Raw genomic sequence first — 26785 nt, 5'->3', positions numbered from 1 at the left:
AGGAGCCTCATCGTAGGGGCCGCCACCGACAATTTCCGGCCGGCTCACTGGCCGCCCGCCGCGCCGGCCAGCCGCGCCGCCAGCACGCGCAGGTGATCGGCCAGCTCCGGCGGCTCGTGGACCTCGAACGGCACGCCCAGCGACACCAGCCAGGACGCCATCTCGTCCAGCGAGTCGCCGCCCGCGGTCATCAGGCAGGAGGCCGGGCCGAGCGGCTCGACGGCGGCGGCGGACGGGGACAGCCGCTCGGCGACCGCCTCGGCGGGGGCGTGCACGGTGAACCGGCCCCGGAAGCGGTACGGCGCCTCGGCGATCCGGCGGGAGGCGTAGCCCGCCAGATCGGTGTCGGGCGGGCGGCGCGGGGTGAACCTCGGCCCGTTCGGCGTCCGCAGCCGCACCCGGTCCACCCGGAACAGCCGCCAGTCGTCACGGCCGGGGTCGAAGGCGACCAGGTACCAGCGCCGCCCGGTGGCCACCAGCCGGTGCGGCTCCACGACGCGCGTGGTCACGGCGCCGCCCGCGCCGCAATAGTCGAACCGCAGGGTCTCGTGGTCACGGCAGGCCGCCGCGATCGCCGCCAGCGCGTCCGGATCGACCGCGGGCGCCCGCCCCGTCATCGGCACGGTCATCGACTGCACCGCGTTGACCCGGCGCCGCAGCCGCGACGGCAGCACCCGCTCCAGCTTGGCCAGGGCGCGCAGCGATGTCTCCTCGATGCCCGCCACGCTGCCCTGGGCGGCGGTGCGCAGCCCGACCGCCACGGCGACGGCCTCCTCGTCGTCGAGCAGCAGCGGCGGCAGGTCGCCGCCCGCGCCCAGCCGGTAGCCGGGCGCCCCGGCGGTGGCGTGCACCTGGTAGCCGAGCTCGCGCAGCCGCTCCACGTCGCGCCGCACCGTGCGCGCGGTGACGCCGAGCCGCCCGGCCAGCTCCGGCCCGGACCACTCGCGATGGGTCTGCAGCAGGGACAGCAGTTTGAGCAGCCGCGCCGACGTCTCCAGCATCCTAGGACCCTACCTGTCCTAGGCCGGTCCTAGCGTGGTGGTCATGAAGCCCTTCCGCATCGACATCCCGCAGGCCGACCTCGACGACCTGCGCGAACGCCTCGCCCGCACCCGCTGGCCCGACGAGCTCGACGGCGCCGGCTGGTCGTACGGGGTGCCGGTCGCGTACGCCAGGAGGCTGGCCGAGCACTGGCGCACCCGCTACGACTGGCGCGAGCACGAGGCGGCGCTGAACGCCCACCCGCAGTTCGTCACCGGGATCGACGGGCAGGACGTGCACTTCCTGCACGTGCGCTCGCCGGAGCCGGACGCGCTGCCGCTGCTGATCACGCACGGCTGGCCGGGGTCGGTCGTCGAGTTCATGAAGGTCATCGGCCCGCTCACCGACCCGCGTGCGCACGGCGGCGACCCCGCCGACGCCTTCCACCTGGTGGCCCCGTCCATCCCGGGCTTCGGCTTCTCAGGCCCCACCCGCGAGCGCGGCTGGGACGTGGCCAGGGTCGCGCGCGCCTGGAAGGAGCTGATGAGCCGCCTCGGCTACGACCGCTACGGCACGCAGGGCGGCGACACCGGCGCGACGATCTCCCCGATGGTCGGCAGGCTCGACCCGGATCGCGTCGTGGGCGTGCACGTCAACGGCGGCCTCGGCCATCCCACCGGCGACCCCGCCGAGCTGGAGGGCCTCACGGAGGCCGAGCTGTCCAGGATGAGCCTGTACGCGGACGAGGACGGCCGCGGATACGCGATCATGCAGGCCACCCGGCCGCAGACGCTCGCCTTCGGCCTGCACGACTCCCCGGCCGGGCAGCTCGCCTGGATCGCCGAGAAGTTCAAGGAGTGGACCGACCCGGCCCGCGAGCTGCCCGAGGACGCCGTCGACCGCGACCAGCTGCTCACCAACATCAGCCTCTACTGGCTGACCGGCACCGCCGCCTCCTCCGCCAGGCTCTACAAGGAGAGCGCCGCCTCCTGGTTCGGCCGGCCGGAGCCGTCGCCGATCCCGCACGGCGTGGCCGTCTTCCCCGGCGACCCCGGCATCCGGCGCTTCGCCGAGCGCGAGCACCACGTCGTGCACTGGTCGGAGTTCGGCAGGGGCGGCCACTTCGCCGCGATGGAGGCGCCCGACCTGCTGGTGGACGACGTGCGCGCGTTCTTCAGGCTGGTGCGGTGAGCCCGCTCAGCGGTCGGTCCACTCGTCCTCCAGGGCGGCGTGGATGACCGAGTCGCGCCAGCCCCACGGCGTGGACACGTGGTGGCGCAGGACGCCCTCCTCGACCATCCCTGCCGTGAGCATCGCGAGCTGCGCGGGCAGGTTGGCGGGGGAGCGGGCGCCCCAGATGCGGTGCAGGCCGAGCTGCTTGAATCCGAACTTCAGCAGCAGTCGCACCAGGTCGGTGCCCATGCCGCGGCCCCAGTGGTCGGGGCGCAGCCCGAGGCCGATCTCGGCGCTGTGCGGATGCTCGGCGTCGACGCGCAGCCGCGCCACGCCGATGGCCTCCGGCTCGCCGGGTTCGAGCACCGCCAGCACGTAGAGCCTGCGCGGCTCGGCCGCCGCCGCCCGCACCGCCTCGTCGACGAGGCCGGCCACCTGCGGCAGCGACAGCGGCGCGAACGGCATGTGCTGGGTCGCGCCCGGGTCGCCGTAGACGGCGTGCAGCGCGGCGACGTCGGCTTCGGTGACCTCACCGAGCCACAGCCGCCCGCCCTTGCACACCACCCGGCGCATGCGGAGAAGGTAACGCGGGCGGGCCGATCTTCACAAGGACGCCGGGTCCGACAAGTACGTCAGGTGGCGAGCTGACTGCCGTAGGCGCGCGCGACCAGCTCGGCGATGGCGCCGTGCGAGCCGAGCGGCTCGGCGTGACCGGCGTCGACCGACGCGGCGGCCCGCTCGACGAGGCCGGCGGGCGCCTCGTGGCCGATCAGGCAGGGCGCGATGGCCAGCCGCTCGGCACCGGCGGCGCGCAGCCGCTCGGCGGCCACGGGCACGCCGGGGTCGCTGTCGAGGGAGGCGGCGACGACCGGCAGCGTGAGCCGGGAGGCCAGCAGCACCGCCGTGGCCTGCACGGCGTGCACGGCCCGCTCGCCGCCGACGGTGCCGAGGATGACGCCGTCGACCGGGCTGGAGACGTTGAGCAGGCGGACGCGGTCGGCCCTGGCCAGGCCGCGCTCGGCCAGCCGGATGTGCAGCGCCTCGGCCAGCAGCGGGTGGGGGCCGAGCGCCTCGGTCATCACGGCGGGGGCGCCGCTCTTGGCCACGGACTCGGAGATCTCGGTGAGCACGACCGGGTCGTCCCACGTCAGCAGGGGGACGACGACGGAGTCGCGGTCGGCCGGCAGCGAGGCGGCCAGCTCGTCCACGGCGGTGAGCCGTACCTCGATCTGGGGGTTGTCGACCCGCACGACGGCGGCGATCTCGGCCGGCACGCCTGAGGTGCCGCCCGGCGCCGCGAGCACGAGGACGGGCGCGTCCGGGGGCAGGGACGTGGGGACGGGACGGCGGTGGCGGCCGCCGCCCGGCCTGGGGGACCGTGCACGTACAGGGAGGCTCACAGGCGCGCAGTTTATGCGTAAACCGTGTCCGGCGTTCCGGGAATCGGCGGCGATTCCGTTACAACGCCCGGCCTGTGATAGAGATCACATCGGCGGACCGGCCCGGCCCCCGTGGCCTGGCGGGCCGGCCCGACGGCGAGCCCGGGTCCGCCCGCGCGGGCGGCGGTGGCAGCCGCCGCCCGCGGCTTTTCGCGGCGGACCGGGGAGCGGGGGTCAGGCGCGCTGCGGCTGCGTGCCGGGGTCGGAGGCCAGGTCGAGGTCGCGGGTCTCCGGCGCGATGGCCAGGCCCACGGCGGTGACGGCGAGCGCGGCCACCACGTACAGCGACACCGCCAGCGTGGTGCCGAACGCGTCGAACAGCTTGATCGCGATGATCGGGGCGAGCGCGCCGCCGACGATCCCGGCCACCTGGTAGCCCATCGAGGCGCCGCTGTAGCGCAGCCGGGTGCTGAACAGCTCGGCGATGAAGGCGGCCTGCGGGCCGTACATGGCCGCGTGCGTGATCAGCGCCACGACCGCCGCCAGCGCGATCAGCGGGAACGAGCGCGTCTCCAGCAGCGGGAAGAACGCGAACACCCACACCGCGGCGCCGATCACGCCCGCCAGGTAGACCGGGCGCCTGCCGTAGCGGTCGGACAGGGCGCCGAACAGCGGGATCAGCGCGAGCTGCAGCGCCGAGCCGATGAGGACCGCGTTGAGCCCCACCGACCGGTCCAGCCCGAGCGGGCCGGTCAGGTGGACGAGGATGTAGGCGGTGAAGGTGTAGAAGGCGACGTCCACGCCGATGCGCGCGGTGAAGGCCGACAGCAGCGCGCGCGGGTGTGTGCGCAGCACCTCGACCAGCGGCATCCGCGCCTTGGCGCCCTGCTGCTCGACCCGCTCGAACAGCGGCGACTCGGTCACCTTCAGCCGCACCCACAGGCCGACGAGGACCAGCACCCCCGACAGCAGGAACGGCACCCGCCAGCCCCACGACAGGAACGCGGCGTCCGGCAGGGCGAACGACAGCACGGCCAGCGTGCCGGTGGCCAGCACGTAGCCGGCGGGCACGCCCACCTGCGGCCAGCTCGCGTTGAAGCCGCGGCGGCGGGGGTCGCCGTGCTCCAGCGACATGAGCACCGCGCCGCCCCACTCGCCGCCCAGCCCGAGGCCCTGGACGAAGCGGAGCAGGGCCAGCATGACGGGTGCGAGCACGCCGACGCTGTCGTAGCCGGGCAGCACGCCGATGAGGAACGTGGCGGCCCCCATCAGCAGCAGCGTGACGACCAGCACGGTCTTGCGGCCGGCCCGGTCGCCGAAGTGGCCGAACACGATGCCGCCCAGCGGCCTGGCCACGAACGCGACCGCGTTGGTGGTGAGCGCCAGCAGGGTCCCGCTGAGCGGGTCGAACGTCGGGAAGAACAGCTTGCCGAAGACCAGCGTCGCGGCCGTGGTGTAGAGGAAGAAGTCGTACCACTCCAGCGACGTGCCGATCAGGCTGGCGAGGATCACCCGCCGGGTCTGTTGCGTGGAGCTTGACATCAGCATCGCTCCTTCGTCAGGGGGTTGGTATCAACATAAGAATCGTTGAACGATTCGACAAGAGGTTTGTTTGATGATTTCCTGTTGCCTGTGGACGAAGCTCTCGTGGATCTCGTACGGGACCGGTCCCGCCTCGGGCGCAGCAGCACCGCCGAGCGCGTCGCCGACATCCTGCGCGACCGCATCATCGAGGGCATGTTCAAGCCCGGCGACCGGCTGTCGGAGGAGACGATCTGCGAGCGGCTGGAGGTGTCGCGCAACACGCTGCGCGAGGCGTTCCGGCTGCTCGGCCACGAGCGGCTGCTGGAGCACCGGCTCAACCGCGGAGTGTTCGTACGCGTCCTGTCGGCCGACGACGTGGCCGACCTCTACCGGGTGCGCCGGGTGCTCGAAGGGGCCGCCGTGCGGCGCGAGCCGACCGCCCGGGCGCTCGCCGTCATCCGCGAGGCGGTCGCCGACGCCGAACGGGCCGCCGCCGCCGGTGACTGGCACGCGGTCGGCACCGCCAACATCCGCTTCCACCAGGCCCTGGTGACGCTCAACGACAGCCCCAGGCTGGACGAGGCCATGCGGCAACTGCTGGCCGAGCTGCGCCTCGTCTTCCACGTCATGGAGAACCCCCGCGCCTTCCACGAGCCGTTCGTGGCGCGCAACCGCGAGCTGCTCGGCCTCATCGAGGCCGGCGAGCCCGACCGCGCCGCCGCCTGCCTCGACGCCTACCTCGACGACGCCGAACAACTCCTCGTCCACGCCTACGAGCCCAGCCGATAGCGTTCCGGCATGGAACACGGCAGCGAGTACGGCGGCGCGTACGGCAGTGGGCCCGGCAGTGGGCCCGGCAGTGGGCCCGGCAGTGGGCCCGGCAGGGCGCACGGCGGCGAACGGACCTTCACCCCCGGCGAGGCGCGGGCCCTGATGCCGGCCATCCTGCGCGAGGCCGCCACCCTGGTCGTCGCCCGCGCCGACCTGGCCGAGATCGCCTACGACCGCCGGACGACCGGCTCCTCACCCCTCGGCGGCGTGCCCGAGCTCAAGGCCGTCGAGGCCCGCATCGAGGAGATCGTCAGCACCTGGACCGGGCGCGGGCTGGAGGTCAAGGGCATCGCGCCCGTCCTGCTCGACTTCCCCGCCGAGCTCGACGGCGTCTCGGTACGGCTGTGCTGGATCGAGGGCGAGCCGGAGCTGCGCTGGTATCACCGCACCGACCTGGGCTTCGCCGGGCGGCGCCCGCTGCCGTAGAGGCTGGGCGCAGGAACTGTGCAGCCGTGGCCAACGACGTCCCGGGGGGCCGTCCGGCAACCTGATCTCCGTCTGACCCCCGTCTTTCAGGAGAGCAGAACATGTCCTCGATCAGCAGGATCGCCACGATCGCGATGGCCGCCGTGGCGCTGGCCGGCGGCACCGCCCTCACGGCGCCCCCCGCCCAGGCCGCGAGCTGGAACTGCCATGCCTCGTGGAACGAGAAGAGCTTCAACCTCCCCGGCAAGCCGGACATGACCGTGTGGGCGCGCTCGTGCGTCTACAAGGACGGCAACACCCGGCGGGCCCGCATCGAGCTCAGGTGGGACCAGGCCGAACCGGTCTACGGGGAGAGCTTCGACAAGTTCGCCGTCCAGGTGCGCCTCGAACGCGACGACACGGTCATCACCTCGGGGTGGTGCGAGTTCAAGCAGACACTCAACGACAACCCGGACGGCTTCGGCTCGTGCACCTCCCGGTATGTGACCAGCAGCGCCCAGTACGGCTGGACCGGCGACGGCAAGGTCGTCTACAACATCAACAACGACGGCAACGGCGACTACACCTGGAACCTGCACGGCTCCGGCGAGGTCAAGATCGCCCCCAACGGACTGGAGGTCGGTGACGAGCCGGAGCCGGAGCCGCTGCCCGACCCCGCCGACACACCCGAGCCCGCCGACACACCCGAGCCCGCCGACACACCCGAGCCCGCCGGCACGTCCGAGCCCGTGCTGTGACGAACCCCCCCGCCCCGGGCCGGGGACCGCTAAAAGGGGCGCGGGGGACTCCATCGCCCTCGCCGGCTGCGGCGGCTGACCCCGGTCAGGCCGCCGCGCTGGTGATGACCGCGAACCGGGCGCCGTGCGGATCGGTCAGGAAGGCCATCCGGCCCACGCCCTCGATGTCCGTCGCCGCCTCCGCCACGGTGCCGCCCAGCTCCTGGCACCGGGCGACGGTCGCGTCGCAGTCGGGCACCTCGAAGTAGAGCAGCCAGTGCGGCCGGCCACCGTCACGCAGCTCGACCAGGCCGGCCATCGCCGTGTCGGCCTGGTCGCCCTCGGCCGGCGAGGCCACCGGGTAGGTGTAGTCGCCCATCGGCATGTCCTCGAACCGCCAGCCGAACACCGTCCGGTAGAAGCCGCGCATGCCCTCGACGTCGGGCGTGTAGAGCTCCACCCAGCCGAGTGAGCCGGGGTCGGTGACCAGGTCGAGCCCGCGCAGGCCGCCCGGCTCCCACAGCGCGAACTCCGCCCCGGACGGGTCGGTGAGCTGGGCGAAGCGGCCCTGCCCGCCGATGTCGCCGGGCCCGGACCGGACCGTGCCGCCCGCCTGCTCGACGGCCTTGACGGCGGCGTCGCAGTCGGTGGTGGCGAAGTAGAGCATCCAGGCGGGCGAGTCGCCCTCGTCGGTCAGCGTGCCGATCGCGGCGACGGTCTTGCCGTCGGCCCGGCACACGCCGTACTCCATGTCGGGTCCGAACGACTCGAACCGCCAGCCGAACAGGCCGGTGTAGAAGGCGGCCGTGGCCTCGAGGGCGGGGCTGCCGTAGTCGATCCAGCACGGGGTGCCCGGCAGGAACTGGGTGGTGAGCATGACGTGCTCCTTCACGCGGTGTGCATGGGTGGCCCCGTCTCCACGGCGACGCCGAATCCGAGCCTCGCACGCCCCGGCCCGCGATGCCGGGCACGACACGCAGTCGAATCTTTGTTTGAACAATAACGTACACTCGACGCCATGAGCGCGGTATTCCAGGCATCTCTGCTCGGCATGGACGAGGAGCTCGGGCTCGGCCCGCTCGGCTCGACGGTCCGCCGCACCGATCTCGGCCGCGGCGCGTGGCTCGACGTGCGTCCCGGCTGGCTGTCGGGGGCCGATCTGCTGTTCGAGCGGCTGGCCGAGCGGGTGCCGTGGCGGGCCGAGCGGCGCCGGATGTACGACCGGGTGGTCGACGTGCCCCGGCTGCTGAAGTTCTACGAGGAGGGCGAGACGCTGCCCGACCCGGTGCTCGCCGACGCCATGCGGGCGCTCGACGAGCACTACGCGGCCGACCCGTTCCGCACCGCCGGCCTGTGCTTCTACCGCGACGGGCGCGACAGCGTGGCCTGGCACGGCGACACGATCGGCCGGGGCGCGACCGAGGACACGATGGTGGCGATCCTCTCGGTCGGCAGCCCGCGGCCGCTGATGCTGCGCCCGCGCGGCGGCGGCCCCTCCCTGCGCCACGACCTCGGCCACGGCGACCTCGTCGTGATGGGCGGCAGTTGCCAGCGCACCTGGGAGCACGCCGTGCCCAAGACCGCCCGCGCGACCGGGCCGCGGATCAGCGTCCAGTTCCGCCCGCGCGGCGTCCGCTGACGGCCTGTCCGACCGGCCGACCCACCGGGCGGCCTGTGGTGGCCCGGTCCGCGCCGGGCGGCCGTTGACCGACCGGGGCTAGCGGTGGCCGATCCTGAGCCGGGCGACCCGGCCCTGCTCCCCGGCGGCCCAGCATGACAGGTCGCGGGTGCACGACACGGTGTCGTACGAGCCGGTGTCGAACGTCCGCCACGTCCGCCCGCCGGTGTAGGTGATGTCGCTGCCGGTCGGCCCGACCGCGACGGCCGCGAACGGCAGGTGGGGCAGCCACGTCACCCCCGACCTGTAGGCGGGCGGCGGCGTCGAGGCGGTCCGCCAGGTGCGCCCGCCGTCCCGCGTCACCGCGCCCGCGCTGGGCGAGGGCTCGCCCGGACGGTAGTCGCCGCCCACCGCGAGCCCGTGGCGGGGGTCGCGGAAGGCCAGCGCGAACACGCCGCGCGCCGGGTCGCCCGCCGGGATCGGCGTGTCCGCCACGGTCCAGGTGCGGCCCCGGTCGCGCGAGTGGAAGACGCGCGCCCGCTCGGCCCCGCCGGCGGCCAGCCACACGTCCCGGCCGCCGGCCGTCACCAGGCACTGCCCGCTCGCCGCGAACCCCGCCTCACCCGGCAGCGCCGGCGGCATCCCGTCGGCGGGCAGCACCTGCCAGCTCCGCCCGCCGTCCTCGGTCGCCAGGATGCGGAACCGGCCGTCGACCGGGTCGCTCATCGCCAGCCCGCGCCGCCGGTCGAAGAACGCCACGCAGTCGTAGAACGCCTGCGGTTCGTCGTTCCTGAACGTCTCGGTCCAGGTACGCCCGCCGTCCTCGGTCCGGTAGATCCGCGAGTCGGCGCCCGCGCCGATCGACAGCACCACGGCCCGGTGCGCGTCGAACGCCTCCACGTCCCGGAACTGCAGCGCGCCGGTGCCGGGCGGTGACACGTTCTCCCAGCTCCGGCCGCCGTCGACGGTGCGCAGCACGGTGCCTTCCGACCCGGAGGCCCACACCACGTCCCGGCTCACCGGCGCGAGGCCGCGCAGCCGCGCGGTCACGCCGGTCTCCTTCAGCTCCCAGCGCGGCAGCTCCCAGCCCGGCAGCTCCCAGCCCGGCGCTTCCCCACCTGGCGACGGGACCACGGCGTGGGCGGGCGCGGGCGCGGCGGCGAGCACGCAGGCGGCGGCCGACAGGGCGCTGATCGCGAAACGAAGCCTCATGCCGCGCAAACTAACCCAAAGGATCACAGCCGTCCATGCCCGAGTCAGGAAAGAACACGCGCCCCGCCCGCCTCGGCGGTGACGCCGCCGCCTTCATCGGACCCGGCCACCGACGGCGGCCAGGTGCGGCCAGGTGTGGCCGGGTGTGGCCGGGTGCAGCCTGGTGTGGCCCGATGCGGCCCGGTGCAGCCTGTGGCGGCCCGGTGTGGCCGGTCAGGCGACGGCCGCCACCAGGTGGCGCAGGACGCGGCGGGTCTTCGACTCCTCGCCCGAGCTGATCTCGACGCCGTGGCCCCGGACCAGCTCCTCCAGCGACGCCTGCGCGGCGACGGCGCTCTCCGGGGAGACGCGCAGCGACAGCTCCAGGAAGTCGAGCTCGTCGCCGACCACCCACCGCTCGGCCAGCGCGGTGAGCTTGCGGCCGGACGCGTCGAGCTCCAGCGGCCCCCAGCGGGTCGCCTCGACCGGCGGCAGCAGCCGCAGGGTGCGCAGGTTGACGTGCAGGCCCGCGCACGTCCTGAGGAAGCGTTCCTGCTTGTCGGTGAACAGCCCCTTGATCGACCGGTTGCCCGTGTAGACGGCCTCGATCCGTTCCGGCGACCGGCGCGCGGTGCACGAGGCGGTGAGCACCTTGCGCGGCCCGGACCAGTCGGCCTCCAGCTTGAACTCCCATCCGTCGCCGTCGGTCGCGCCGAGCCAGTAGTCGTTGAGCTGTGAGCGCCGGCAGGGGCGCAGCTTGATGGTGGAGTCGCTCTTGCGGTTGCCGGTGTCGCGCACCCGCAGCACCACGCCGGCGTCGAGCAGCGGGGTGCCGGGGGCGAGCCCGTCGGCGGTGTCCTCGCAGAAGTAGATCTTCAGATCCTGCCCGTCGTCCGGCTCCAGCCCGAACGCGCGCATGGCCGCCCGGACCCGGGGGCCGTCAACCGTTAACTTGATCTCCACTGTGTTGGGTCGCATGCATGCAACAATCCCCCTCCACCGCGCGCTGACACCGCCGCGCGCCTCACTGAGAGGTCCGAAACATCGGAGGTCTGGTCGCTCGCGGCGACGATCCCGCTCCCGGGAGCCCGCATGACCGGGCATGAAGATGGTGGTGGACGATACTGGGATTGAACCAGTGACCTCTTCCGTGTCAGGGAAGCGCTCTCCCGCTGAGCTAATCGTCCTTGGAGGTGGAGACGGGATTTGAACCCGTGTGGACGGCTTTGCAGGCCGCTGCCTCGCCTCTCGGCCACTCCACCAGGAGAGTAGAACTCCGAGCGGAAGACGGGATTCGAACCCGCGACCCTCACCTTGGCAAGGTGATGCTCTACCACTGAGCCACTTCCGCGTTGCCCGCCCAACTCTAGCGGGTTTTCCGAGCGGATGCTCACCCGTCAGCTCTTGCGGAGCTGACGGGCGACGCTGCGCTCGGTCGCCGGGAGGCTGAGGAAGATCTCCAGGATGCGCGTGAGGCGGTGGACCTCGGTGCGGTGGAACGCCGGTCCCTCGGAGCGGGCCAGCATCAGCGTCAGGGCCAGCGGCGGCAGCGGCGCGTGGATGAGGTGCGGGCCGCCGTCGAGCGTGACCGCCGTGGGACGGACCGGGATGAGCTCCGGGAGCGTGATCTCCTGCGGAGCGCGCCAGCTCGCGTAGACGACGCCGCGCTCGGTGGCCGTCGCCGCCCAGTCGGCGCTGAACAGCACCGGCAGCGAGTCGACGAGCGTGGTCAGCGCCCGGTCGCCCGCCGTGGTGATGTACTTCAGGATCTCCAGCTCGGGATAGGTGCCCGGGGCCTCGCGGGTGGTCCAGACGCCCTCGACCGTCACGTCCGCGACCGACTCCAGGCTCTCGCGGAGCTCCGGCTTGGAGATGTCCTCGGGACAGAAGAGCGTCAGGTCGTCGACGGCCATGCCCGCGCCCCTGTCGAGAACCGTCACCTGGGTGATGTCCGCCCCCGCGGAGCCCAGGACCGTGGTGATCTGCGCGAGCGAACCCGGCTTGTCGGGCAGCGCCAGGCGGACTCGAAGAAGCATCCATCACTCCCCACGCGAGATGCCGTGTCACAGACTATCCGCGAATACCGCTCCCGGCCCGACCTGCGCTACAACTGACGGGATGAAGATTGGGCCCATCGGGGTGTGGCCGCCCGTCGTGCTGGCGCCGATGGCGGGCATCACCAACGCGCCGTTCCGGGTGCTCTGCCGCGAGCAGGGCGCCGGGCTGTTCGTGTGCGAGATGATCACGACGCGGGCGCTGGTCGAGCGCAACCCCAAGACGCTGCGCATGATCAGGTTCGCGGAGTCGGAGAAGCCCAGGAGCATCCAGCTGTACGGGGTCGACCCGGCGATCGTCGGCCGGGCGGTCCGGATGATCGCCGAAGAGGACCTGGCCGACCACGTCGACCTCAACTTCGGCTGCCCGGTGCCCAAGGTGACCAGGCGCGGCGGCGGCTCCGCCCTGCCGTACAAGCGCAACCTGCTGCGGCGCATCCTGCGCGAGGCCGTCGCCGGGGCGGGCGCGCTGCCCGTCACGATGAAGATGCGCAAGGGCATCGACGACGACCACCTCACCTACCTCGACGCCGGCCGCATCGCCGTCGAGGAAGGCGTCGCCGCCATCGCCCTGCACGCCCGCACCGCCCGCCAGCACTACGGCGGCGTCGCCGACTGGGACGCCATCGCCCGCCTCAAGGAGGCCGTGCCCGAGATCCCCGTGCTCGGCAACGGCGACATCTGGTGCGCCGACGACGCCCTGCGCATGGTCGCCCGCACCGGCTGCGACGGCGTCGTGGTCGGCCGCGGCTGCCTGGGACGGCCGTGGTTGTTCAAGGACCTGGAGAACGCCTTCCGCGGCAGCGCCGAACGCACCCGGCCCACTCTCGGCGAGGTGGCCGCCGTGATGGCCCGCCACGCCGAAGGGCTCACCACCTGCTTCGACATCGAGCGCTACGCGATCGCCGACTTCCGCAAGCACGTCGGCTGGTATCTCAAGGGCTTCACCGTCGGCGCCGAGCTGCGCCGCGAGCTCGCCACCGCCGAGTCGCTCGACGGGCTGCGCGCGAGCCTCGCCAAGCTCGACCACGACCAGCCGTGGCCGCCCAACACCGACACCCCGCGCGGCAAGTCCGGCGAACGCACCAAGGTCCAGCTGCCCGACGGCTGGCTCGACGACCCCTGGGACACCGTCGTCCCCGAGGACGCCGAGTCCGACCACTCCGGAGGCTGATCCGGCTCCCGGCCGGCCTGGCCCCGACTGGCCCGGCTCTGACTGGCCCGGCTTCGACTGGCCCCCGCTAGTGCGGGCCCGCGGGCGCGCCCGCCTCGGTGCCGCACGGGCCGCCGCCCGTGGCCGCCTCCAGCGTGACCGGCTCGCCCGACATGGTGAGCGTCGGGTAGTAGGCAGCGATCCGCTCCGCCGAACGGCCGACGTAATGGCAGATGAAGCTGCGGCGGAACCGGTCGGCCGTGCTGTTCGGCTCCGAGCCGTGCACCAGGCTGCCGTTGAAGAACAGCACGTCACCCGGCTCCATGTCGACCGGTACGCGCTCCAGGCCGGGCGGCGGCGGCACGTACTCCCTGGTGAAGGAGACGTCGTGGTCCGCCTCCTCCGGGCAGAACAGGTCCATCAGGTGCGTGCCCGGCACCACCTCCAGGCCGCCGTTCGCGCGGTCCACCCGGTCCAGCGCCACCCACGCCGCCACGCACGTGCCCGGCTCGACCCGCAGATAGAAGTTGTCCTGGTGCAGCGCCTGCCCCCGGGCGCCCGGCGGCTTGAAGTAGAACATGCTCTGGGCTGCTATCGGCTCCTCGCCCAGCAGGTCCGCCAGGATCGCGCCGATGCGCGCGTCCAGCAGGTAGCGCAGCGCCACGTCGTTCACCTGGTGCGGGTGCATCACGCGGGGATAGTCGCGCAGGATGTCGTACGGGCCGCCGGGCTCCTGCGGCGTCGGCGTGAAATGCCCGGGAATCGGGCCCGCGGCGTGCAGCGCCATGAACTCGTCACGCAGCTCCGCCACCTCCTCCGGAGCCAGCAGCGCGGGGACGATGACGAAGCCCCGGTCGTGGAAGTCGTTGAGGTTCATGCCGTTCACGCTAGGCGGCGGGGGCGTGCGAGGGTATGACGGTGACCGCTGACGACATGACTGTTCCTGCTGCCGAGCTGATCGTCCTTGGACACTACGACCAGCCGCTCGGCTACGCCACCCGCCGGGCCGCCGGGGCGCCCAGCTGGCTGCTCATGTGGACCCAGGCGGGGGAGGGGCTCGTCGAGCAGGGCGGGGCGGCGCTGCGTGCCGGGCCGGGGTCGCTGGTGGTGCTCGCGTCGGGGGAGCCGCACCACTACCGGGTGGCGCCCGGGGCCCGGCGGTGGCGCTTCTGGTGGGTGCACTTCCAGCCGCGCCCGTCGTGGACCGGCTGGCTGGCGCCCCACGCCCTCGCACCGGGCTGCCACCTGGTCGCCGACGTCCCCGAGGCGGTACACGACCGCATCGACGCCGCCTTCCGCCGCGCCCTGCACGACTCCCGCTGGCTCCCCCCGGCCTCCTACGCGCCGGCCCCTGCCACCGCGTCCCAGGAAGGGCCCCGGAGCCCGTACGACCCCCAGGACCCCGCCCCGACGCTGACGGACGCACCAACGGCGACCGGCGAGACGGCGCTGCGTGAGGCGATGGGCGGCGGGACGCGCCCGGCCGAAGTGCAGGAGGCGGTGGAGTGGGTGAGCGCCGCCCCTGCACCGGAGGACGCACCCGAGGGGAGCGGTGGGACGGCGGCCGCCGTCCGGGCGGGCGAGATGGCGGCCGGGGAGGTGGCGGTGGTGGCGGGGGTGGGGGCGGCGCGGGAGTTGGTGATGGGGGCGGTGGAGGAGGTGCTGGTCGTGGCGACCGCGTCGGTGCGGGCGGGGGAGGAGGGCGGCGACGGGCGGGTGCGGCGGGCGCTGGCGTTGATCGCGGCCGAGCCGGGGGCGCCGCACACCGTGGGCTCGCTGGCGCGGGCCGTCGCGCTGTCGCCGTCACGGTTCGCGCACCTGTTCGCGGAGGAGACGGGGCGGACGCCGATGCGGGCGGTGCGGGAGGCTCGGCTGCGGCATGCGGCGATGCTGCTGGAGGCGACGGACCTGGACGTGGGCCGGGTGGCGGCGGCGTCGGGCTTCGTCAGCCCGTTCCACTTCAGCCGCGCCTTCCGCAGGGAGCACGGGGTGCCGCCGCGCGCCTACCGGGCGCGCGTGCGAGGGTGAGCGGCGCACCGCCGCGGCGACCGGACGGCGTGCGGTCGTGAGGGGGCGCGCCGACGGAGGACGCATGCGGCCGTGAGCGTGCGGCGGCCGGCGCCGCGCGCGGGTGGGTGGGTCAGCGGGAGAGGGGGAGGGGGCCGGCCTCGGGGGTGAAGAAGCGGCGTTCGACGTGCTCGACGGCGTAGTCGATGGCGCCGACCACCACGCATTCGTCGCCCAGCGTGGAGGCGCGGATCTCGGGGGTGCGGATGCAGCGGCGTTCGAGGCGGTCGCGGAGGGGGCCGAGGAGGACGTCGGCGGAGCGGGAGAAGCCGCCGCCGAGGACGACGAGCTGGGGGTCGAGGAGGAGGACCATGGCGGCGGTGCCGACGGCGAGGTCGTCGAGGTAGCGGCCGACGGCTTCGAGGGCGACGGGGTCGCCGTCGCGGGCGGCGGCGAGGGTGTGCCCGGCGGCGTCCTCGGGCGGGGTGCCGGGCGGCACGGCGGCGCTGGTGTTGAGGTGGTCGGGGGCGTCGAACCAGCGGGCCTCGGGCAGCATGGAGATCTCGCCGGCGGCGGCGCCGAAGCCGCGGTGGACCTTGCCGTCGATGATGAGCCCGGTGCCCATGCGCCTGCCGACGTGCAGGAAGACGACGTCGCGGGCGTCGCGGGCGACGCCGCGGCGGGCTTCGGCCAGGGCGGCGAGGCGGCTGTCGTTCTCGACGAGGATCTCGCACGGGAACATCTCCCGCAGGCGGCCGGCCAGGTCGAGGCCGGTCCAGGCGGGGACGGCGGCCGAGAAGGAGATGCGGCCGTCGGGGCTGATCGCGCCGGTGGTGCCGGCGGCGAGGACCCACAGGTCGTCGGGGGTGCGGCGGCTGAGGGTCAGGCAGCCGGAGACGGCGCGTTCGATGGCGGCGAGGCGTTCGTCGAGGGGGGCGTCGGGCTCGACCGGCTGCCGGGTCTCGGCGAGCACGCGGCCGTCGAGGTCGGACAGGGCGGCGCGGACGTTGTGGCCGCCTATGTCGACGCCGACGAGGTGGCCGTTCTCGGCGCGGAAGCGGTAGCGGCGCGCGGGGCGGCCCATGGTGCCGGGGCTGGGCGGCACCTCCTCCACCCAGCCGAGGGAGCTGAGCTCGTCGACGACCTCCTTGGTGGAGGGGCGGGAGAGCCCGGTCCGTTCGGCGAGGGCGGAGAGGGCGAGCGGGCCGGTCTCGCGCAGCGCCCGGATCGCGGTCAGCGAGTTGAGCTGCCTGAGCCGGGACAGGTCGCCGCCGCGTAGGTCTGCCAACGCCCCGTCCTTATGTAGGTCTCCTTTGTATGCGCCGATTATGCCAGCCGCCGGGCAACGGCCAGACCATCAAGAACCCCCACATGACCCGGTAATCCACCATTGACCCACAGAACTCAACACTGCTACTAATGAAGCGCTCCTTCGTAAGTGAGATGAGGTTCGAGTGTCTTTCGCAGACATCGGCGAGGTCGCGTGCGCGCCGGAGAAGGCTCGGGTGTTCGAGCACGGCTGGCAGTCGTGGAGCCCCACCGGCGCATACCGGCTGGACGACACCCCTCCCCGCCCGGCCGACGGCAACATCCAGACCCTCTGCTACCGCCCCGGGACGCCGGTCCCCGCCGGCTCGTTCCAGGGCGAGGGCCTGCTCGCCGTCGACCCGGGCGACGGCGGCCCGGTCGAGCTGTGGTCGGCGCCCGGCCCGCTCGCCGTGCCCTCCATCCGGGCGCGGCCGGTGGACGGCCGGCTGGTGATCTCCGCCGACGGACCCGTACGGCACGAACGCGTCGAGGGCGGCCTGGACCGCGCGCTGCGCCACTGGGCCGACAGCCTGGCCCCGGGCCGCGCCTTCCCGGCGGTGCCGCCGATGTGGTGCACCTGGTACGGCTACTTCGACAAGGTCACCGAGGCCGACGTGCTGGAGAACCTGGCGCTGGCCGCCGAGCACGAGCTCGGCGCGGACATGTTCCTCATCGACGACGGCTACGAGGCGGGCATCGGCGACTGGCTCGACCCCAGGCCGGGCTTCGGCTCGCTGGAGCGGGCCGTCGGCAAGATCACCGCGACCGGCGCCCGCGCCGGGATCTGGACCGCGCCGTTCCTCGCCGGGCACGACAGCCGCCTGTTCCGCGAGCACCCCGACTGGCTCGTCGGCGGAGCGCACGCCGGGCACATGTGGGACCAGGACCTGGCCGTGCTCGACGTCACCCACCCCGACGCGGCCGCGTACCTGGTGGGGGTCTTCGCGCGGTTCGCGGAGATCGGCATCAGCCACTTCAAGCTCGACTACCTCTACGCCGGCGCGCTCGCCGGCCGCAGACACGACGCCGGCCTCGACCCGATCGCCGCCTACCGGCGCGGCCTGGAGCTCGTCCGCGAGGGCGCCGGCCCGGACGCCACCCTGCACGGGTGCGGCGCGCCGATGCTGCCGAGCATCGGCCTGGTCGACATCATGCGCGTCAGCCCCGACATCGCGCCCACGCTGCACCCGAGGAAGGGCGACATCAGCCAGCCGTCGCAGCTCGGCGCCCGGCTGACCGGCGCGGCCCGCGAGTTCCTGCACGCCCGCTGGTGGGTCAACGACCCCGACTGCCTCATCGTCCGCCCCGAGGTGGAGGCGCGCGAGGAGTGGGCCGCGCACGTCGGCGCGACCGGCGGGCTGCGCGGCTCCAGCGACCCGATCGCCGCCCTGGACGCGTGGGGCCTGGAGACCACCCGGCGGATCATGAGGCCCACCAGCACGGAGCCGTCGTGAGGCGCCGCGGCTCCTGGTACGCCTACCTGTTCGTCGGGCCGAGCCTGCTGGGCGTGGTGGCGTTCCTGCTGCTGCCCGTGGTCATCGTCCTGGTCCTCAGCTTCTTCGACTGGGAGCTGCTGTCGGACCCGTCGTTCGCGGGCCTGGACAACTACGCCCGGCTGCTCGGCGACGGCGAGGCGTGGCACTCGCTCTGGGTGACGGTCCTGTACGTGGCGCTGTGCGTGCCGTTGCAGACGGTGATCGCGCTGGGCGCCGCCATGCTGCTCAACCAGCGGGTCAAGGGCGTGCGGTTCTACCGGTCGCTGTTCGTGGTGCCGTGGATGGCCACCCCGATCGTGCTCGGCCTGGTCTGGAACTGGATCTTCGATCCGCGTGACGGCGCCATCAACCGGGCGCTGTCGACGGTGGGAATCACCGGGCCCGACTGGCTGTCGGACTCGGCGTGGGCGATGCCGGCCGTCGCCCTGGTCACCGTGTGGCAGTACAGCGGCTACAACATGCTGTTCTTCCTCGCCGGGCTGCAGGGCATCCCGCAGGAGCTGTACGACGCGGCGGCCACCGACGGCGCCACCCCGCGCCAGCGGTTCTGGCGGCTGACGCTGCCGCTGCTCAACCCCACGATGTTCTTCGTCATGGTGACGAACATGATCGGCGCCTTCCAGGTGTTCGACACCGTCTACGTGATGACGAACGGCGGCCCCTCGGGCAGCACCGCCGTCCTCAACTTCACGATCTTCGAGACCGCCTTCCGGCAGTTCGACTTCGGCTACGCCTCCACGCTGTCGATGCTGCTCTTCGTGATCATCCTGGTGGTCACGCTGGTGCAGGTCAGGTTCTTCGGCAAGCGCACCACCTACGACCTGAGCTGAGAGACAGATGACGAAGCGGATCCTGCTCTACGCCGCGCTCGTGGCGGGCGCGTTCATCTCGGTCTTCCCCTACCTGCTGGTGGTGCTGACCGCGTTCAAGACCAAGGCGCAGCTCAACTCCACCGAGCCGTGGCTGCCCGGACTGCCGCCGACGCTGGACAACCTGGGCCAGATCCTCGGCGGCGACTTCCCCCGCTACATCCTCAACACGCTCGTCATGACCGTGCTGCTGACGCTGGGCCAGCTCGTGTTCACCACGTTCGCCGCCTACGCCTTCGCCCGGCTGAACTTCCGCGGCAGGGACGTGCTCTTCTGGCTGTACGTGGCCACGATGATGGTGCCGAGCGCGGTGACGATGATCCCGCTGTTCCTCATCATGCGCGAGCTCGACCTGGTCAACACCTGGTACGGGCTGCTGGCCCCGTACATCCTGGGCACCCCGTACGGGATCTTCCTGATGCGGCAGTTCTTCAAGGGGCTGCCCGCCGGGCTGGAGGAGGCCGCGCGGATCGACGGCGCGGGGCCGCTGACGGTGCTGGTGCGCATCCTGCTGCCGCTGTGCAAGCCCGCGATCGGCACGCTGACGATCATCACGGTGATCTCGTCGTGGAACAGCTTCCTGTGGCCCCTGATCATCACCAGCGGCGACGGCACCAAGGTCATCACGGTGGCCATCGCCGCGCTCAAGGTCGGCATCGGCGTCGACCACAACCTCATGATGGCCGGCGGCCTGATCGCCCTCGTCCCCATGGTGGCGATCTTCATTTTCTTCCAGAAGTACATCGTCCGGTCGGTCGTCCTCACCGGCCTCAAGTAGGAGAGCCCCATCATGCGAACCCCCCGAACCCGCCAGGCCGCCCTGCTGGCCGCCGCCGCCCTGCTCACCCTGACCGCCTGCGGCTCCGGCGACGCCGGTGGCGGCGACGGCGGCGGCGGCGAGAAGGTCACGCTCACCTACCGGCTCTGGGACGAGCAGCAGAAGGCCGGATACGAGAAGGTCATGGCCGCCTTCGAGAAGGCCAACCCGACCATCGACGTGCAGATCGAGCTGCTGCCCTACGACCAGTACTGGACCAAGCTGACCGCCGACGCCGTGGCGGGCAGCGCGCCCGACGTGTTCTGGATGACCCCCACCCAGTTCCCCGAATATGTCACCAAGGGCGTGCTCGCCGAGGTCAAGGTCGACGCCTCCAAGTATCACCCGACCGTCGTCGGCTCCTTCACCTACGAGGGCAAGCTGTACGGCGTCCCGAAGGACTGGGGCACCGTCGGCCTGCTCTACAACAAGGACCTGTTCAAGAAGGCCGGCGTCGAGATGCCGGACAAGCTCACCTGGAGCCCCGACGGCGGCGGCACCCTCCTGGAGGTCGCCCGCAAGCTGACCGTCGACGAGGCCGGCAAGCACCCCGGCGAGGACGGCTTCGACCCGGGCAAGGTCAAGACGTACGGGTTCGGCTCCTGGAACCACTACCAGACCCAGTGGATGAACTGGGTGAACTCCAACGGCGGCAAGCTCCTGGACAAGCCGTTCGGCAAGTACACCTTCAACGACGAGGCGTCGGTCCAGGCCCTGCAGTGGGGCGTCGACCTGGTCAACAAGCACCACGTGTCGCCGCCCGCCAGCCAGACGAACCCGCCCACCGGCAAGATCACCGACATGTTCACCGCCGGTGAGGTGGCGATGTTCCCGGCCAACAACGCGCTGCTGCCGTTCGTCGCGCCGGGCGCCGGGTTCGAGATGGGCGTCGCGCTCATGCCGGAGGGCCCGCAGGGCCGCTCGGTCAACCTCAACGGCCTGTCGGAGGCCGTCTACGCCAAGAGCGAGCACCCCGAGGAGGCCATGAAGCTGGCCGCCTACCTCGGCACCGAGGAGCCGCAGAAGCTCATGGCCGACGGCGGCTACGTCTTCCCCGCGATCAACGGCCTCGCCCAGGGCTACGTCGACTACTGGAAGGCCAAGGGCCTGGACGTCTCCCCGTTCCTGGAGGAGGCCGAGGGCACGACCTTCCCGCTGCCGGTCACGACCGGCTTCACCGGGTTCGAGACCAAGCTGAACCAGATCTTCAACGAGATGTACCTCGGCAAGCTCACCCCCAAGCAGGCCGCGGACCAGGCGGTCGCCGAGGGCAACGCCACCATCCAGTAGGGAGCCCCCCACCCCATGATCACCCGGCGTGCGTTGTTCGCCGGGGGCGCGAGCGTGGGCCTCGCCGCCGCACTGGGCCCCGGCCCGGTGCGCGCGGCGGCCGCTCGCACCCCCCTGTCCGACCCCTTCCAGCTCGGCGTCGCCTCCGGCGAGCCCGCCTCCGACGGCGTGGTGCTCTGGACGCGGCTCGCCCCCGACCCCCTCGCCCTCGACGGCTTCGGCGGCATGCCGTCCCGTCCCGTCCCCGTCCAGTGGCAGGTCGCCAAGGACGAGAACTTCAAGCACGTGGTGCGCCACGGCGTCGAGATCGCCCGCCGCGAGGAGGCGCACAGCGTCCACGTGGAGCTCGACGGCCTCGACTCCGGCGCCGAGTACTTCTACCGCTTCCGCACCGGCGGCGAGATCTCCGAGACCGGCCGCACCGTCACCGCCCCGGCCCCCGGCGGGCGCAGCCGCGACCTGAACCTGTCGTTCACCTCCTGCGCCGACTACCAGAGCGGCTGGTTCACCCCCTACCGCAGGATGGCCGAGGACCAGCCCGACCTGATCGCCTTCCTCGGCGACTACATCTACGAGTACGGCGACTACAAGTACCCCGTCCGCGACCAGGCCGGCGGCGAGTGCCTGGACCTGGCCGGCTACCGGCTGCGCCACGCCCAGCACAAGGCCGACCCGGAGCTGCGCATGGCCCACGCGATCGCCCCCTGGGTGGTGGTGTGGGACGACCACGACATCGAGAACGGCTGGGCCGGCGACGTCCCCGAGCAGCCCGACCCGCCCTTCCTCAAGCGCCGCGCCGAGGCCTTCCAGGCGTACTACGAGAACATGCCGCTGCGCCGCGCCCAGCGGCCGGACGGGTCGTCGCTGCGCCTGCACCGCTCGATCCGCTGGGGCGCCGTGGCCAACCTGCACCTGCTCGACACCCGCCAGTACCGCGACCTGTACGCGTGCACCGGCCGCAGCGGCACCGTCGGCCCCGACTGCGCGGAACGCTTCGCGCCCAACCGCACCATCCTCGGCCAGGAGCAGGAGGCGTGGCTCGACGGCGAGCTGAAGGGCTCGCGGGCCACCTGGGACCTGCTCGGCCAGCAGGTCTTCATGATGGAGATGGACTGGACGAACGGCGAGGGCAAGGGCTACTCCAACGAGGGCTGGGACGGCTACGTCGCCTCCCGCGACCGCCTGGCCGCCGCCGTCGACACTTACGGGCGCAACGCCGTCGTGCTCACCGGCGACGTGCACTCCCACTGGGCGGGCGAGATCAAGCGCGACTACCGCGACCCGGAGTCGAAGTCCGTCGCCGTCGAGCTCGTCACCACCTCGGTCACCAGCGCCGGCAACGGCATGGACGAGTACCCCGACACGCGGAACCTGCTCGCCGAGAACCCGCACGTCAAGTTCTTCAACGGCCGCCGCGGCTACGTCCGCACCCGCATCAGCGAGCGCGAGATGAAGGTCGACTTCCGCTCGCTGTCGCGCGTGACCGAGCCGTACGCCCCGGCCTACACCTCCGGCTCCTTCGTCATCGAGCCGGGCACCCCCGCACTCAACCCGACCTGACGGGACCCCCATGCGCACCGCACCGGCCGCCCTCGCGGCGGTCCTCCTCACCATGCTCTCCGTCCCCTTACCCGCCGCCGCCCAGGCTCCCGCGGCGGGCCCGCCGATGGGCTGGAGCAGCCGCTCGCTCGGCTGTTCGGTCTCCGAGACGTCCGTCAGGGCCGCCGCCGACGCGCTCGCCCCGCTCGCGCCGCTCGGCTACCGGTACGTCATCCTCGACGGCTGCTGGCTGGCCCCGCAGCGCTCCGGCGGCGCGCTGGCCGCCGACCCGGCCCGCTTCCCCTCCGGCATCGAGGCCCTGGCCGCGTACGTGCGCGGCAAGGGGCTCGACCTGGGCGTGAGCCTGTCGGCGGGCACGAAGGCGTGCGCCGGCGGCGGCCCGGGCTCCTACGGCTCCGAGGCCGCCGACGCCGCCCAGGTCAAGGCGTGGGGCGTCGGCTACGTCAAGTACGACTGGTGCGACATCCCCAAGGCCGACTTCCCCGGCCAGAACGTCGAGCGGATCGCCCGGACGCTCTACCCGCGCATGCGCCAGGCGCTCGGCGACGGTGTCGTGTTCGCGATGAACAACGAGGACGGCAGCACCGTCCCGTGGCTGTGGGGCAAGGAGGCCGGGGCCACCACCTGGCGGACCAACGTCTTCAACCGGCCCATCGCCGACAGCTACGCGACCATGGTCGACATCTGGGAGTTCAACCAGCTGCGCGCCGAGTACGCGGGCGCGGGGAGCTGGGCCGACCCCGACCTCATCCAGGCCGGGCTGGGCGGCATGACCGCCACCGAGTACCGCGCCCAGTTCTCCCTGTGGGCGATCGGCGCGGCCCCGCTGATCCTCCAGGCCGATCCCGCCAGGGCACCGCGCGAGATCGTCGCCGACCCCGAGGTGATCGCCGTCGCCCGGGACCCGCTCGGCGCGCACGGCGCCCTGGCCCGCTCCGACGGCTGGTACCACGTGCTGGTCAAGCCGCTGGCGGGCGGCGACCGGGCGATCGTGCTGTTCAACGAGAGCGACCGGGCCGCGACGATCTCCACGGACCTCGGCCCCGGCCACCACCGGATCGAGGACCTGTGGACCGGCGCGGTGACCGGCAGCACCGGCGAGCTGGCCGCCCAGGTCCCCGCGCACGGCGCCGCCATGTACCGGGTGTCGGACGGCCGCGCCGGTACGCCGCTGGTCACGTTCGAGGTCGACCCGGCCGCGCTCGGCGACGACCGGCCCTCCGTGCTGGAGCCCGGCGTGACCGGGGAGATCGTCACCCGGGTGGTCAACACCGGCGCCACCGGCGCGCTGCGCGACCTGACCGTGACGCTGGCCGTACCCGAGGGATGGCGGGCCGAGGCGCGCACGCCCGCCGCCACCGGCAGGCTGCGCGGCGGCGAGACGTTCACCGTCACCTGGGCCGTCACCCCGCCCGGCGGCGCGGCGCTCACCGAGCACCGGCTCACCGCCGTCGCCGCCTTCGCCGGCGGCCGGGTGCCCGGCGAGGCGGTCGTCAGGGTCGCGCGCGCTCCGGGCGCCGGCACCACCCACCTCAGCGACCTGACCTGGACGGCGGCCAAGAACCACTTCGGCCCCGTCGAGAAGGACGCCAGCAACGGCGAGCGCGCCGCCGGCGACGGCCGCCCGCTCACCATCGAGGGCGTCCGGTACGCCAAGGGGCTCGGCGCGCACGCGCCCGCCGAGATCGAGTACTACACCGCGGGCCGCTGCGCCACGGTCCGGTTCCTGGGCGGCGTCGACGACGAGGTCGGCCAGGCCGGCTCGGCCCGCTTCGAGGTGTGGGCCGACGGCGGGCGCGTCGCCGCCTCCGAGCTCGTCACCGGCGCCGACCCGGCCGTCGAGGTCACCGCCTCCGTCGAGGGCGCCCGCCATGTGCGGCTGGTCGCCACCAACGGCGGCGACAACGCCTACTCCGACCACGTCGACTTCGCCGACGCCACCGTCACCTGTCACTAGGGGGAAACCGTTCATGATCGTGCCCAAGCCCGTCCACTGCCAGGTCCTGCCGGGACGCTTCGTCCTCGGCCCGGACACCGCGCTCGCCGCCGATCCGGCGCTGCGCGCGGCGGCCGCCTGGCTGCGGAGCGAGATCGGCCCCGTGACCGGCGGCGACCTGCCGCCCGCCGCCCCGGGGCCGGGCACGATCACGCTCGCCCTGGCCGATCTGCCGCCCGAGGCGTACCGGCTGACCGTCGGCGAGGACGGCGTCCGGATCGCCGCGGGCGGCCCCGCCGGGGCGTTCTACGCGGCGCAGACGCTCAGGCAGCTCATGCCCCCGGCCGCCTTCCGCAAGGCCGGGCCCGGCGGCGAGCTGGAGATCAGGGCCGCCCACGTCGAGGACGAGCCGCGCTTCGGCTGGCGCGGCTGCCTCCTCGACGTGGCCCGGCATTTCATGACCAAGCAGGACCTGCTGAGGTTCGTCGACCTGATGGCTTTGCACAAGCTCAACGTGCTCCACCTGCACCTGACCGACGACCAGGGCTGGCGGGTGGAGATCCGCCGCCACCCCCGGCTCACCGAGGTCGGCGCCTGGCGCACGCAGAGCCAGACCGGCTGGAACGGGCCGTTCGACGGCCGCCCGCACGGCGGCTACTACACCCAGGACGACATCAGGGAGATCGTCGCCTACGCCGGGCAGCGCAACATCACCGTCGTCCCCGAGATCGACCTGCCCGGACACACCCAGGCCGCCATCGCCGCCTACCCCGAGCTCGGCAATCTGGACACGCCGCTGGAGGTGCGCACCGGCTGGGGCATCGGCACGAACGTGCTCAACGCCGAGGAGAGCACGATCCGGTTCTTCGAGGACGTCTTCGACGAGGTCCTGGAGCTGTTCCCGAGCCCGTACGTGTGCGTCGGCGGCGACGAGTGCCCCAAGCAGCAGTGGCGTGACAGCCCCGCCGCCCAGGCCCGCATCCGCGAGCTCGGCCTGGCCGGGGAGGAGGAGCTGCAGAGCTGGTACATCCACCGCTTCGACACCTACCTGAGCGCCCGCGGGCGGCGGCTCGTCGGCTGGGACGAGATCCTCGAAGGCGGGCTCGCGCCCGGCGCGGTCGTCGCCTCCTGGCGCGGCGACCTCGGCGCGGTCACCGCCGCCAGGAACGGCCACGACGTGATCAGCACCCCCAACACGTCGGTCTACTTCGACTACCGGCAGGGGCCGGGCGAGGACGAGCCGGTCCCGTTCGGCACCGTGCTCACGCTGGAGGACGTCTACGCCTTCGAGCCGATCCCCGCCGAGCTGCGCGGCGAGCCCGCCGCCGAGCGGGTGCTGGGCTCGCAGTGCGCCGTGTGGACCGAGCTCATCGACTCGCCCCGGCAGGTCGACTACATGGCCTTCCCGAGGCTCGCGGCCTTCGCCGAGACCGTGTGGAGCCCCGCCGACCGGGACCTGCCGGACTTCCGCCGGAGGCTGGCCGCCCACCTGGAACGGCTGGACGCGATCGGCGTGGAGTACAGGCGCGAGAGCGGGCCGCTGCCCTGGCAGACCCGCCCCGGCGTGCCGGGCAGGCCGGAGACCGTCGACGGCTGGCAGTCGCAGCTCGACGCCTGGACGGCCAACCTGCGCCGCTAGACGTCAGGCGTTCGTACAATCTTGGCTCATGGTCTCCATTGTGGCGTTAACCGCCGCCCTCGCCCTGGGCATCCCCGGCGGCTTCATGCTGTACGAGAAGGACGCGGCCAAGCACGACCCGAACCCCGAGCACAGCTGGCAGGTCAGCGGCAGGACGAGCGCCCGGCTGGTCGTCAACCCGTGCCAGAAGGCCACGCTGGGCCGCGCCGGGCGCACCGCCGCCAAGACGCTCACCTACACGGCCGTGCCCGACTACTCCAAGTCCGAGCAGGTCATCCTCTACGGCTCGGCGGGGGCGGCGAAGAAGGCCGTGCGCGACCTGCGCGCGGCCGTGCGCGCCTGCGGCACCGCCGACTACCGCTACTCCTACCGTCCCGTACGGCTCGGCGACGAGGGCGTCTCGATCACCGGCCAGGCGTACCAGAGCAAGAAGCCGGCCATCGGCGGCGAGCGGGCCGTCGTGACGCGCCGCGCCAACGCGCTGATCGTCTACACGGTGTCGGGGGAGTGGGGCAAGCCCGCCGCCGCCGACTTCAAGCAGCAGACGAAGGACGCCAAGCGGATGCTCGGGAAGATTTGCCGCATCGCCGCCTGCTGACGGGAAATGTCCCGATCTTGAGACATTGTCATGACGCGTTGCCGAAGTACGCGACCGGAGAATAAGAGAACAGGCGTGTGCCGGAGCGCCCTTGCCAGTCCGTTCCGGCACACGGCTATCTCCCCTAGGAGCTGTTTGGGGTTCGGATCATGTGGTTCAGGTGAGGACCTTCACCCACATGATCGAGCCTCGAAGAAAGAGCCCAGCCTCGTAGTTCTC

25 protein-coding genes and 3 tRNA genes are annotated in these 26785 nt (G+C 72.8%); 15 read left to right on the top strand and 13 right to left on the bottom strand.

Annotated elements, in window-relative coordinates:
• Nucleotides 1-44: 44 nt before the first annotated feature.
• Complete coding sequence (locus tag AB0J53_RS04625; protein WP_364168590.1) at nucleotides 45-1001, bottom strand: YafY family protein; 957 nt, start codon at nucleotides 999-1001, stop codon at nucleotides 45-47.
• A gap of 43 nt (nucleotides 1002-1044) precedes the next feature.
• Here AB0J53_RS04625 and AB0J53_RS04620 point away from each other — a divergent pair, with 43 nt between their 5' ends.
• Nucleotides 1045-2172: an epoxide hydrolase family protein gene (locus tag AB0J53_RS04620; protein WP_364168588.1), complete on the top strand. Its 1128-nt coding sequence runs from the start codon at nucleotides 1045-1047 to the stop codon at nucleotides 2170-2172.
• Between the two features lie 6 nt (nucleotides 2173-2178).
• Here AB0J53_RS04620 and AB0J53_RS04615 read toward each other — a convergent pair whose 3' ends face one another.
• The 3 genes from AB0J53_RS04615 to AB0J53_RS04605 all read right to left on the bottom strand — a co-directional run bounded on the left by AB0J53_RS04615 (nucleotide 2179) and on the right by AB0J53_RS04605 (nucleotide 5075).
• Nucleotides 2179-2727, bottom strand: coding sequence for a GNAT family protein (locus AB0J53_RS04615; protein ID WP_357587633.1), 549 nt, complete (start codon nucleotides 2725-2727; stop codon nucleotides 2179-2181).
• Between the two features lie 59 nt (nucleotides 2728-2786).
• Nucleotides 2787-3554 (bottom strand): hypothetical protein, encoded by a 768-nt coding sequence (locus AB0J53_RS04610; protein WP_308125981.1) that lies wholly within the window; start codon nucleotides 3552-3554, stop codon nucleotides 2787-2789.
• Nucleotides 3555-3767: 213 nt separating this feature from the next.
• Nucleotides 3768-5075: an MFS transporter gene (locus tag AB0J53_RS04605; RefSeq protein ID WP_364168586.1), complete on the bottom strand. Its 1308-nt coding sequence runs from the start codon at nucleotides 5073-5075 to the stop codon at nucleotides 3768-3770.
• Nucleotides 5076-5165: 90 nt separating this feature from the next.
• On the opposite strand from AB0J53_RS04605, the gene AB0J53_RS04600 reads away from it, so the two are divergent.
• The 3 genes from AB0J53_RS04600 to AB0J53_RS04590 all read left to right on the top strand — a co-directional run bounded on the left by AB0J53_RS04600 (nucleotide 5166) and on the right by AB0J53_RS04590 (nucleotide 7051).
• Nucleotides 5166-5846 (top strand): GntR family transcriptional regulator, encoded by a 681-nt coding sequence (locus tag AB0J53_RS04600; RefSeq protein WP_308125982.1) that lies wholly within the window; start codon nucleotides 5166-5168, stop codon nucleotides 5844-5846.
• A 9-nt stretch (nucleotides 5847-5855) separates the two neighbouring features.
• A complete protein-coding gene (locus AB0J53_RS04595; RefSeq protein WP_364168584.1) occupies nucleotides 5856-6314 on the top strand; it encodes a DUF2203 domain-containing protein in 459 nt (152 codons plus the stop codon).
• A 101-nt stretch (nucleotides 6315-6415) separates the two neighbouring features.
• Nucleotides 6416-7051, top strand: coding sequence for a hypothetical protein (locus AB0J53_RS04590; protein WP_364168582.1), 636 nt, complete (start codon nucleotides 6416-6418; stop codon nucleotides 7049-7051).
• Nucleotides 7052-7136: 85 nt separating this feature from the next.
• On the opposite strand, the gene AB0J53_RS04585 is transcribed toward AB0J53_RS04590, so the two are convergent.
• On the bottom strand, nucleotides 7137-7907 hold the full coding sequence (locus tag AB0J53_RS04585) for a VOC family protein (RefSeq protein WP_357587627.1): 771 nt from the start codon (nucleotides 7905-7907) through the stop codon (nucleotides 7137-7139).
• A 141-nt stretch (nucleotides 7908-8048) separates the two neighbouring features.
• Between AB0J53_RS04585 and AB0J53_RS04580 the strand changes: the two genes are divergently transcribed.
• Entirely contained in the window at nucleotides 8049-8669 is a 621-nt protein-coding gene (locus AB0J53_RS04580; RefSeq protein ID WP_364168580.1) for an alpha-ketoglutarate-dependent dioxygenase AlkB, read from the top strand.
• A gap of 78 nt (nucleotides 8670-8747) precedes the next feature.
• Here AB0J53_RS04580 and AB0J53_RS04575 read toward each other — a convergent pair whose 3' ends face one another.
• From AB0J53_RS04575 to AB0J53_RS04550, 6 genes are all read right to left on the bottom strand, one after another.
• Nucleotides 8748-9860, bottom strand: coding sequence for an oxidoreductase (locus tag AB0J53_RS04575; protein WP_364168578.1), 1113 nt, complete (start codon nucleotides 9858-9860; stop codon nucleotides 8748-8750).
• Between the two features lie 213 nt (nucleotides 9861-10073).
• Nucleotides 10074-10817 (bottom strand): hypothetical protein, encoded by a 744-nt coding sequence (locus tag AB0J53_RS04570; RefSeq protein WP_357587623.1) that lies wholly within the window; start codon nucleotides 10815-10817, stop codon nucleotides 10074-10076.
• 134 nt (nucleotides 10818-10951) lie between these two features.
• A tRNA-Val gene (locus AB0J53_RS04565) sits at nucleotides 10952-11026 on the bottom strand.
• 1 nt (nucleotide 11027) lies between these two features.
• A tRNA-Cys gene (locus tag AB0J53_RS04560) sits at nucleotides 11028-11101 on the bottom strand.
• Nucleotides 11102-11118: 17 nt separating this feature from the next.
• A tRNA-Gly gene (locus tag AB0J53_RS04555) sits at nucleotides 11119-11190 on the bottom strand.
• A gap of 46 nt (nucleotides 11191-11236) precedes the next feature.
• On the bottom strand, nucleotides 11237-11875 hold the full coding sequence (locus tag AB0J53_RS04550) for an ACT domain-containing protein (RefSeq protein ID WP_219509773.1): 639 nt from the start codon (nucleotides 11873-11875) through the stop codon (nucleotides 11237-11239).
• Nucleotides 11876-11957: 82 nt separating this feature from the next.
• On the opposite strand from AB0J53_RS04550, the gene dusB reads away from it, so the two are divergent.
• Nucleotides 11958-13067, top strand: coding sequence for a tRNA dihydrouridine synthase DusB (dusB, locus tag AB0J53_RS04545; RefSeq protein WP_364168575.1), 1110 nt, complete (start codon nucleotides 11958-11960; stop codon nucleotides 13065-13067).
• A gap of 67 nt (nucleotides 13068-13134) precedes the next feature.
• On the opposite strand, the gene AB0J53_RS04540 is transcribed toward dusB, so the two are convergent.
• Nucleotides 13135-13923: a phytanoyl-CoA dioxygenase family protein gene (locus AB0J53_RS04540; protein WP_219509774.1), complete on the bottom strand. Its 789-nt coding sequence runs from the start codon at nucleotides 13921-13923 to the stop codon at nucleotides 13135-13137.
• 56 nt (nucleotides 13924-13979) lie between these two features.
• Here AB0J53_RS04540 and AB0J53_RS04535 point away from each other — a divergent pair, with 56 nt between their 5' ends.
• A complete protein-coding gene (locus tag AB0J53_RS04535; RefSeq protein ID WP_364168573.1) occupies nucleotides 13980-15074 on the top strand; it encodes an AraC family transcriptional regulator in 1095 nt (364 codons plus the stop codon).
• Nucleotides 15075-15186: 112 nt separating this feature from the next.
• On the opposite strand, the gene AB0J53_RS04530 is transcribed toward AB0J53_RS04535, so the two are convergent.
• A complete protein-coding gene (locus AB0J53_RS04530; RefSeq protein WP_364168572.1) occupies nucleotides 15187-16341 on the bottom strand; it encodes an ROK family protein in 1155 nt (384 codons plus the stop codon).
• 166 nt (nucleotides 16342-16507) lie between these two features.
• Here AB0J53_RS04530 and AB0J53_RS04525 point away from each other — a divergent pair, with 166 nt between their 5' ends.
• Genes AB0J53_RS04525 through AB0J53_RS04490 form a run of 8 tightly spaced genes read left to right on the top strand, consistent with a single transcriptional unit; the run spans nucleotide 16508 to nucleotide 26566 of the window.
• On the top strand, nucleotides 16508-17815 hold the full coding sequence (locus AB0J53_RS04525; RefSeq protein ID WP_364168570.1) for a glycoside hydrolase family 36 protein: 1308 nt from the start codon (nucleotides 16508-16510) through the stop codon (nucleotides 17813-17815).
• A complete protein-coding gene (locus AB0J53_RS04520) occupies nucleotides 17812-18687 on the top strand; it encodes a sugar ABC transporter permease (protein WP_364168568.1) in 876 nt (291 codons plus the stop codon). The genes AB0J53_RS04525 and AB0J53_RS04520 overlap by 4 nt, the downstream gene beginning before the upstream one ends.
• A gap of 7 nt (nucleotides 18688-18694) precedes the next feature.
• A complete protein-coding gene (locus AB0J53_RS04515; protein WP_219519362.1) occupies nucleotides 18695-19504 on the top strand; it encodes a carbohydrate ABC transporter permease in 810 nt (269 codons plus the stop codon).
• 12 nt (nucleotides 19505-19516) lie between these two features.
• Entirely contained in the window at nucleotides 19517-20833 is a 1317-nt protein-coding gene (locus AB0J53_RS04510) for a sugar ABC transporter substrate-binding protein (RefSeq protein ID WP_364168566.1), read from the top strand.
• A gap of 15 nt (nucleotides 20834-20848) precedes the next feature.
• On the top strand, nucleotides 20849-22393 hold the full coding sequence (locus tag AB0J53_RS04505) for an alkaline phosphatase D family protein (RefSeq protein ID WP_219519367.1): 1545 nt from the start codon (nucleotides 20849-20851) through the stop codon (nucleotides 22391-22393).
• A 10-nt stretch (nucleotides 22394-22403) separates the two neighbouring features.
• Complete coding sequence (locus AB0J53_RS04500; protein WP_364168564.1) at nucleotides 22404-24350, top strand: NPCBM/NEW2 domain-containing protein; 1947 nt, start codon at nucleotides 22404-22406, stop codon at nucleotides 24348-24350.
• A 13-nt stretch (nucleotides 24351-24363) separates the two neighbouring features.
• Nucleotides 24364-25968, top strand: a complete 1605-nt coding sequence (locus AB0J53_RS04495) for a beta-N-acetylhexosaminidase (protein WP_364168562.1) — start codon at nucleotides 24364-24366, stop codon at nucleotides 25966-25968.
• Between the two features lie 28 nt (nucleotides 25969-25996).
• Nucleotides 25997-26566: a hypothetical protein gene (locus AB0J53_RS04490; protein WP_219519214.1), complete on the top strand. Its 570-nt coding sequence runs from the start codon at nucleotides 25997-25999 to the stop codon at nucleotides 26564-26566.
• Nucleotides 26567-26785 lie beyond the last annotated feature (219 nt).

Origin of the sequence: Nonomuraea sp. NPDC049725 (assembly GCF_040674795.1) — a bacterium.
GTDB classification, from domain to species: Bacteria; Actinomycetota; Actinomycetes; order Streptosporangiales; family Streptosporangiaceae; genus Nonomuraea; species Nonomuraea ceibae.
The sequence above is the reverse complement of the archived record's forward strand: the minus strand, read 5'-3'. Positions and strand labels throughout refer to the sequence as shown.

What these genes read in the sequence shown, in the direction of transcription:
- AB0J53_RS04590 (WP_364168582.1), top strand. Translation starts at nt 6,416, where the DNA reads ATGTCCTCGATCAGCAGGATCGCCACGATCGCGATGGCCGCCGTGGCG.
- AB0J53_RS04535 (WP_364168573.1), top strand. Translation starts at nt 13,980, where the DNA reads ATGACTGTTCCTGCTGCCGAGCTGATCGTCCTTGGACACTACGACCAG.
- AB0J53_RS04490 (WP_219519214.1), top strand. Translation starts at nt 25,997, where the DNA reads ATGGTCTCCATTGTGGCGTTAACCGCCGCCCTCGCCCTGGGCATCCCC.
- AB0J53_RS04575 (WP_364168578.1), bottom strand. Translation starts at nt 9,860, where the DNA reads ATGAGGCTTCGTTTCGCGATCAGCGCCCTGTCGGCCGCCGCCTGCGTG.
- AB0J53_RS04615 (WP_357587633.1), bottom strand. Translation starts at nt 2,727, where the DNA reads ATGCGCCGGGTGGTGTGCAAGGGCGGGCGGCTGTGGCTCGGTGAGGTC.
- AB0J53_RS04505 (WP_219519367.1), top strand. Translation starts at nt 20,849, where the DNA reads ATGATCACCCGGCGTGCGTTGTTCGCCGGGGGCGCGAGCGTGGGCCTC.
- AB0J53_RS04495 (WP_364168562.1), top strand. Translation starts at nt 24,364, where the DNA reads ATGATCGTGCCCAAGCCCGTCCACTGCCAGGTCCTGCCGGGACGCTTC.
- AB0J53_RS04580 (WP_364168580.1), top strand. Translation starts at nt 8,049, where the DNA reads ATGAGCGCGGTATTCCAGGCATCTCTGCTCGGCATGGACGAGGAGCTC.
- AB0J53_RS04605 (WP_364168586.1), bottom strand. Translation starts at nt 5,075, where the DNA reads ATGTCAAGCTCCACGCAACAGACCCGGCGGGTGATCCTCGCCAGCCTG.
- AB0J53_RS04510 (WP_364168566.1), top strand. Translation starts at nt 19,517, where the DNA reads ATGCGAACCCCCCGAACCCGCCAGGCCGCCCTGCTGGCCGCCGCCGCC.
- dusB (WP_364168575.1), top strand. Translation starts at nt 11,958, where the DNA reads ATGAAGATTGGGCCCATCGGGGTGTGGCCGCCCGTCGTGCTGGCGCCG.
- AB0J53_RS04585 (WP_357587627.1), bottom strand. Translation starts at nt 7,907, where the DNA reads ATGCTCACCACCCAGTTCCTGCCGGGCACCCCGTGCTGGATCGACTAC.
- AB0J53_RS04500 (WP_364168564.1), top strand. Translation starts at nt 22,404, where the DNA reads ATGCGCACCGCACCGGCCGCCCTCGCGGCGGTCCTCCTCACCATGCTC.
- AB0J53_RS04550 (WP_219509773.1), bottom strand. Translation starts at nt 11,875, where the DNA reads ATGCTTCTTCGAGTCCGCCTGGCGCTGCCCGACAAGCCGGGTTCGCTC.
- AB0J53_RS04595 (WP_364168584.1), top strand. Translation starts at nt 5,856, where the DNA reads ATGGAACACGGCAGCGAGTACGGCGGCGCGTACGGCAGTGGGCCCGGC.
- AB0J53_RS04625 (WP_364168590.1), bottom strand. Translation starts at nt 1,001, where the DNA reads ATGCTGGAGACGTCGGCGCGGCTGCTCAAACTGCTGTCCCTGCTGCAG.
- AB0J53_RS04540 (WP_219509774.1), bottom strand. Translation starts at nt 13,923, where the DNA reads ATGAACCTCAACGACTTCCACGACCGGGGCTTCGTCATCGTCCCCGCG.
- AB0J53_RS04515 (WP_219519362.1), top strand. Translation starts at nt 18,695, where the DNA reads ATGACGAAGCGGATCCTGCTCTACGCCGCGCTCGTGGCGGGCGCGTTC.
- AB0J53_RS04620 (WP_364168588.1), top strand. Translation starts at nt 1,045, where the DNA reads ATGAAGCCCTTCCGCATCGACATCCCGCAGGCCGACCTCGACGACCTG.
- AB0J53_RS04570 (WP_357587623.1), bottom strand. Translation starts at nt 10,817, where the DNA reads ATGCGACCCAACACAGTGGAGATCAAGTTAACGGTTGACGGCCCCCGG.